Consider the following 2,950-nt stretch of genomic DNA (forward strand, 5'->3'; position numbering starts at 1 on the left):
AAAGGCCAAGCACCCCACCATGGCGCAAGATCAACGTCCATCAAAAGCACCGTCACACCCCAGTTGGCTCACACCCCTGGTGAACTTGGCGCGTGGGATTTTTGTAGCGCAAGTGCAGTTGGAACGCCGTGAGGGCAAACTGCATGTGGTGCTGCAGGATTCAAAAATCGCCGCCAGCACGGCGCGGCCAAACTCACCCACGCCTGACAAACCCAGCGTGCCCAGTTCACCGCCCGTGTTGGGCGTGAACGAAGCCCAGCTGCAGCGCATGCAGGCAGCCATGGCCCAGGTGCTGAACCAGCACATTGGCGCCCGCAAGGTGTTGAAGCACCTGAGCTATCTGGAGCACGCCCTCAAGCGCCACGGCGCCCAATGCTTTCTGGATCTGCCGGTCGAGGTGCTGAAATCCACCTTGCTCCAACTGGCCTCGGTCATGGGCCCGACCCCGAGCCAAGGGCTGACCGAGGTGCACGCCTGCCTGGTGGTGATCGTGGTCGACCGGGATGTGGATGTCAGCAGCGGCGAATCCAGCGGCAGGTTGTCCGAGTTCAACGTGGCCAACAAGGTTCAGGTTTGCGAGATCAGCCACTCGGATTTCGCGAAGGCTGATCCCCAATGGCCGCTGGAGGAAGAAGTCGCCTGTTGAGCGCTCACTGGTGGTTTGAAGGGCCGCGCAGCACGTCCGCAAGCTCATCCAGCCTGAGCAGGGCTAACGCAAAGTGCCCACATAGCGCTTGCGTGAAGCGGCTGGGTCCAAACTGGGCGCTGAAAACCCCGAAGGCGGACCGGACTGGCTGGCCACGAACGCAGGCTGGGCAGGCGGCACGGCCTGCACCCTGGGGGCCGACATCGGGGGCTGCAAGGCGGCCTCCAGCTTGTCGGCCAGGCGCAGCAGACCAGGGTGCGTTTCCGTGCGGGCCACGCGGATGATCTCGCGGGCGTAGTCGGGGCTCTTGACCATCCACTCCACATCGGTGACTCGCCCGTTGATTCGGCGCAAGTTCACGTGCAGATGAGCGGCAATGGCGAACTTTTCGCTTTCCAGCATCACAGTCTCCTGAAAGACAAATACGCACTGAGGTTCATTCGACACGCTCGCCATGCAAGCTCAGGTCAAGCCCATCCACTTCCTGTTGAGTGGTCACACGCAGTCCTACCAGGCCGTCCACGAACCACAGGATGAGCGTTGTGACCACGCCGCTGTAAGCCAGCGTGGCCAGCACGCCCACGGCCTGATTGGCCACCGACCCTTCGACACCACCCATGGCGGGCGACGCCAACGCACCGGTCAATAAGGCCCCGATGGCCCCGCCCACGCCATGCACGCCGAACACATCCAGCGAATCGTCGGCGCCCAGCAAGCGCTTCAGGCCGGTGGCGCCCCAATAGCACCCGACCCCGGCGATCACCCCGATCAGCAAGGCGGCTTTGGGATCGACAAAGCCTGAGGCCGGGGTGATGGCCACCAGGCCCGCCACCGCGCCACTGCACAGGCCCAACAAGGTGGGCGTGCCCCGCACCGCCCACTCGGCGACCATCCAGCTGAGGGCCGCGCCGGCCGCGCCCAGCTGGGTCACCAGCATCGCCATGCCGGCCCGGCCATCCGCCGCACCAGCTGAACCTCCGTTGAAGCCCATCCACCCCACCCACAGCAAGGATGCACCGATCATGGTGTAGCCCAGGTTGGACGGCATCAAGGGCTCTTGCCCAAAGCCCGCGCGCCGGCCCAGCATCCAGGCGCAGGCCAGACCGGCGATGCCGGCGTTGAGGTGCACCACGGTGCCGCCCGCAAAGTCCAGCACACCCCGTTTGGCCAGCCAACCGGTGGGCTCCCACACCCAATGCGCCACTGGGGCGTAGACCAGCAAGGACCACAAGGCCATGAACAGCAGCATGGCTGAAAAGCGCATGCGCTCGGCAAACGCCCCGGTGATCAGGGCCGGCGTGATGATGGCGAAGGTGAGTTGGAACATCACGAACACCGACTCGGGCACCGTGGGCGCCAGGTGGTGAACCGACACCTGCCCCAAGCCCTTGTTGAAGAACAGGCTGTCCAGGAACAGGGCCTGCGTGCCGCCAATCCAGTCAGAGCCCGGCATGAAGGCCAGGCTGTAGCCGGCCACGAACCAAAGTACCGTGACCAAGGCGCACACCGCGAAGGTTTGCGCCATCGTGGCCAGGATGTTCTTCTTGCGCACCATGCCGGCATAAAACAGCGCCAGTCCGGGGATGGACATGAGCAGGACCAAGGCGCAGGCCACGATCATCCAGGCCGTGTCGCCCGAATTGATCTGAGAGAAAGGCACCCGGTGCGGGTTGACCGCGGCCATCGCCAGGGTCAAGGCACCAGAAGAAGCCGCGTCCAGCGAAGCGGTTTGGGCATGCGCACCAAAGTGAAACAGGAAGGCGGCCAAAACGATCATGGCGCGGCGTATTTTTTGAGATGGCGTCATCGGTACTGCGAGATTCAGCGGAAACACTGAAAACATCGCAAGAAACAAACCCGCTCACACCGTCGGTCAATGCGGCAGCCACCTCACGGCATGCAGACTGAATTCCATGCGCGTGCTCAAGCGGCATGCGAGCAATACCACCGCACCGGCGCCTCGCTGCCCGTTGATGCCGTCGCGAGTTGACCGCCTGGAAGGCGCCGGCTGCTGGCGGGCCCACATCGAAGCAATTGGGCCCCGAACAAAAGGCCATCAACAGGCAGGCTAGGCTGACCGTCTCACGCGAGCTTGGCCACGAGAAGGAGCAAATAACGGCGGTTTACCTAGGCCGCTGAAAACCGTCTGTCCGTATAAAGTCCGTACGGGCAAGAAAAAAGCACCTGGCCGCGAGGCTAAGTGCTTGATTTTCCTGGTGGGCGGTGCAAGTTTCGAACTTGCGACCCCTGCCGTGTGAAGGCAGTGCTCTACCACTGAGCTAACCGCCCGAAATTGGTCATTTC

General features: G+C 63.2%; 3 protein-coding genes and 1 tRNA gene. 1 reads left to right on the top strand and 3 read right to left on the bottom strand.

The genetic code is table 11. The features are described from left to right. Positions 1 to 646, top strand: a 646-nt coding sequence (locus tag H7225_RS17630) for a hypothetical protein (RefSeq protein ID WP_290664206.1), incomplete at its 5' end; no start/stop codon positions are given. A 63-nt stretch (positions 647 to 709) separates the two neighbouring features. Here the strand turns inward: H7225_RS17630 and H7225_RS17635 are convergent. The 3 genes from H7225_RS17635 to H7225_RS17645 all read right to left on the bottom strand — a co-directional run bounded on the left by H7225_RS17635 (position 710) and on the right by H7225_RS17645 (position 2,935). Next, positions 710 to 1,048 carry a hypothetical protein gene (locus H7225_RS17635; RefSeq protein WP_290664208.1) on the bottom strand — a complete coding sequence of 113 codons (339 nt, stop codon included), beginning with the start codon at positions 1,046 to 1,048 and terminating at the stop codon, positions 710 to 712. Between the two features lie 34 nt (positions 1,049 to 1,082). Next, positions 1,083 to 2,423, bottom strand: a complete 1,341-nt coding sequence (locus tag H7225_RS17640; protein WP_290664210.1) for an ammonium transporter — start codon at positions 2,421 to 2,423, stop codon at positions 1,083 to 1,085. A 437-nt stretch (positions 2,424 to 2,860) separates the two neighbouring features. Then, positions 2,861 to 2,935 (bottom strand) — tRNA-Val (locus H7225_RS17645). Positions 2,936 to 2,950 lie beyond the last annotated feature (15 nt).

Source organism: Aquabacterium sp., assembly GCF_014378415.1.
Taxonomy (GTDB): domain Bacteria; phylum Pseudomonadota; class Gammaproteobacteria; order Burkholderiales; family Burkholderiaceae_C; genus Aquabacterium.